The organism is Henriciella sp. (assembly GCF_049649345.1).
Lineage (GTDB): Bacteria > Pseudomonadota > Alphaproteobacteria > Caulobacterales > Hyphomonadaceae > Henriciella.
Genome location: NZ_JBARZC010000256.1, coordinates 1 through 3,423, shown reverse-complemented (window position 1 = coordinate 3,423; position 3,423 = coordinate 1). Strand labels below are relative to the sequence as shown.

3 protein-coding genes and 1 pseudogene are annotated in these 3,423 nt (G+C 61.6%); all 4 read left to right on the top strand.

Translation table 11 applies throughout. From position 1 onward, the window contains the following. On the top strand, positions 1-389 hold a 389-nt coding region (locus tag WA989_RS06610), incomplete at its 5' end, for an FtsW/RodA/SpoVE family cell cycle protein (RefSeq protein ID WP_424339713.1). After that, positions 376-1,485, top strand: coding sequence for a UDP-N-acetylglucosamine--N-acetylmuramyl-(pentapeptide) pyrophosphoryl-undecaprenol N-acetylglucosamine transferase (locus WA989_RS06605; RefSeq protein ID WP_424339712.1), 1,110 nt, complete (start codon positions 376-378; stop codon positions 1,483-1,485). The genes WA989_RS06610 and WA989_RS06605, both read left to right, overlap by 14 nt. Continuing rightward, a complete protein-coding gene (murC, locus tag WA989_RS06600) occupies positions 1,482-2,894 on the top strand; it encodes a UDP-N-acetylmuramate--L-alanine ligase (RefSeq protein WP_424339711.1) in 1,413 nt (470 codons plus the stop codon). Before WA989_RS06605 ends, murC begins: the two co-directional genes overlap by 4 nt. 197 nt (positions 2,895-3,091) lie before the next feature. Next, a pseudogene (locus WA989_RS06595) lies at positions 3,092-3,423 on the top strand (UDP-N-acetylmuramate dehydrogenase); the annotation flags it as partial.

Here is a 3,423-nt window from a genome sequence, read left to right as displayed (position 1 = left end):
GGCCTGGCGAGGGCACGGTTAAGACCGACCTTCCCGACGCGCACACAGATTTCATCTATGCGGTCCTGAGCGAGGAATTCGGCTATGTTGCCGCGCTCGCGCTGATCGGCCTTTACGTCTTCATCTGCTGGCGAGGCTTTCGCGGCGCATCCCGCCTTCGAGATCCATATCCGCGCGCCGCCGCTGCCGGACTATTCGCGCTTTTCGGCCTTCAGGCTGCCATCAATATCGGCGTTAATGTGAGCCTCATTCCCCCGAAAGGCATGACCTTGCCTTTCATTTCCTATGGAGGCTCATCAATGCTCGGCATCGCGTTGACACTGGGTCTCGCCCTGGCGCTTATTCGCCGTCAGAGTTCGACGACCTGGAGGCCAGATGGCAGACACTGACGCAGCAAAGCCGCTCGTCATCATTGGAGCGGGTGGCACGGGCGGACACATGTTCCCGGCTGCCGCCTTCGCCGAAGAAATGCGCGCGCGAGGCTGGCAGGTCGGCCTGATGAGTGACGGGCGCGGGCTGCACTATGCAGAGAGCTTCCCGGCCGACTGGAAAGAGGAAGTGCGCGCGGCGAGCCCGAACATGCGCAAGCCCTGGACGCTGCCAGGCGCGGCCCTGAAGATATGGGGCGGGATCAATTCAGCGGCGTCGACAATGAAGCGGCTCAAGCCATCGCTTGTCGCGGGCTTTGGCGGCTATCCGGCCTTCCCGGCGCTTAGCGCTGCGGCGCGGCGGAACGTGCCAATTCTCATCCATGAGCAGAATGCCGTCCTTGGCCGCGTGAACCGGCGCTTTGCGAGCAAGGCGGCGATCGTGGCGTCGGGGTTTGACCGGCTCGACCGGCTGCCCGGCGGCGCTGTCCATCATGCTGTTGGTAACCCGGTGCGCGCGCCGATCGCGGCGAAGCGCGATACGCCTTACCCATCGACGGATGGCACGCTTACCATTTTCATTACGGGCGGTAGCCAGGGGGCCAAGATCCTCGGCGACATTCTTCCCCTCGCCATCGCGAACCACACCCCGCCAACCCTCCGCGCCCGGCTGAAAGTGGTCCAGCAGGTGCGCGAGGAACAGCTCGAAGAGGTCGCGGCTATCTATGACAAGGTGAAGCTGCGCCATGAGCTCAAACCCTTTTTCTCCGACATGCCGGAGCGCCTTGCCGCAGCGCATCTCATCATTGCGCGCTCAGGGGCGGGCACCGTCAGCGAGATCGCTGCCGTCGGCCGTCCATCCATCCTCATCCCGCTCAAAATCGCCATGGATGACCACCAGACCGCAAATGCCGAAGCGCTGGTCGATGCGGGCGCCGCTGACGTGGTGCTGGAGGATAATCTGTATCCCAATCTGGTCGGCGAATTGATCAAGGTCCGCCTTGAAGATGAGACTGATCTGAAGAACCGGGCGGCGCTGGCACGTGTGACGGGAACGGTGACAGCAGCTATCGATCTTGCGGACCTGGCAGAACAAGTGGCAAAGCAACGATCATGACCCTCAAACCTTCCCCTTTCGACCTCGGCCCGGCGCACCTTGTCGGGATTGGCGGTATCGGCATGTCCGGCATTGCCGAGATCATGATCAATCTTGGCTATCAGGTGCAGGGCTCTGACGTTAAGGAGAGCTCGAATGTCGAGCGCCTGCGCGAGAAGGGCGCCACGGTGCATATCGGCCATTCGCCGACAAATGTGATTGGCGCAGGCGCGGTGATCATCTCTTCGGCCATCAAGAATGATAATCTGGAAGTCATCGCTGCGCGCGAATCCGGGATTCCCGTGGTGCGCCGCGCCGATATGCTGGCCGAGATTATCCGAATGAAATGGACGGTCGCTGTTGCCGGCACGCACGGCAAGACGACCACGACCACGATGGTTGCCGCGCTGCTCGATGGGGCCGGCGTCGACCCGACCGTCATCAATGGGGGCATCATTAACGCCTATGGCTCGAATGCGAAAGCCGGCACGGGCGACTGGATCGTGCTCGAAGCCGATGAGAGCGACGGCACATTCACGAAGCTGCGCCCCACCATCGCCATCGTCACCAATATGGATCCTGAGCACATGGAGCACTATGGCTCGATGGAGGTCTTGCGTGAGGCTTTCGACACCTATGTGAAGAACATTCCGTTCTACGGGTTTGGCGTCCTGTGCACGGACCATCCTGAAGTTTCGGCCATGGTCAGCCGCGTCTCCGACAGGCGTATCATCACGTATGGCTTCAACCGGCAGGCCGATGTGCGCGCAGTCAACCTGGAATCGGACCGCGATGGTGTGACCTTCGATGTCATGGTTCGCGGGCGCTTCGGCGGGAAAGACATGACGATTGAAGGCGTGCGCCTCCCTATGGCGGGCGACCACAATGTCGCCAATGCGCTCGCCTCAATCACCGTCGCCCTTGAGCTCAATGCCACGCCGGAGCAGATCAAGCACAGCTTCGAGACGTTCGGCGGCGTCAAAAGACGCTTTACGCCTGCGGGCGAATGGAATGGCGTGCGGATCATCGACGATTATGGCCACCATCCGGTCGAGATCTCCGCGGTGCTGAAGGCGGCCCGCGCCATGCAGGGCGCCAATCGTGTCATCGCGGTCGCCCAGCCGCATCGCTATTCGCGCCTGCATGACCTGTTTGAAGATTTCTCCCAGTGCTTCCGTGAGGCCGATATTGCCCTCATTGCGCCGGTCTACGCCGCCGGCGAAGAGCCGATCGAGGGGGCGACCCATATTGAACTCGTCGGCAGCATCCGCTCGCACGGCCATAAGGATGTCCGCGCGCTGAAAACCCTCGACGATCTTCCGGCCGTGATCCGTGATACCGCCCAGCCTGGCGACATGATTGTCTGCCTTGGCGCAGGCGATATCACCGCCCACGCCAATGAGCTGGCGGCAAAGCTGAAAGACGGCTGAGCGCGTCCGGCCCTTGTCTTACACGACGGCCTTCTGTCGAATGATCCGGTGCTCGCACAGCGTCTCAACGATGAGGCCGATGAGGTCGAATCCGAACGCGATGACGACAAGACCTGTCTGCTCGTGCACATCGGTTTGACCTACCGCTTTTAGGATCAAGGGTTTCGGGCCGGCGCAGGATACTCTAGGCCAGCTTCATGACGTTTGATCCGACACACCTGCCTGAGCCTCGCGGCAAACTGCTGCTGGATCAGCCGCTTGCGCCTTATACCTGGTTTCGTGTGGGCGGGCCGGCCGATGCGCTCTTCCTGCCCGCAGATGAAGATGATCTTGCCGCGTTTCTGAAAGCTCTGCCCGAAGACGTGCCGGTGCATTTCATGGGGGTCGGCTCGAACACGATCGTCCGCGATGGCGGCATCGAGGGCGTCACGATCAGGCTGATGGGCAAGTATTGGGGCGAGATCACCCATGCGGCCCCGAATTCGATGTTTGCTCGGGCCGGTGCGCTTGATCTTGCCGTCGCCAAGGC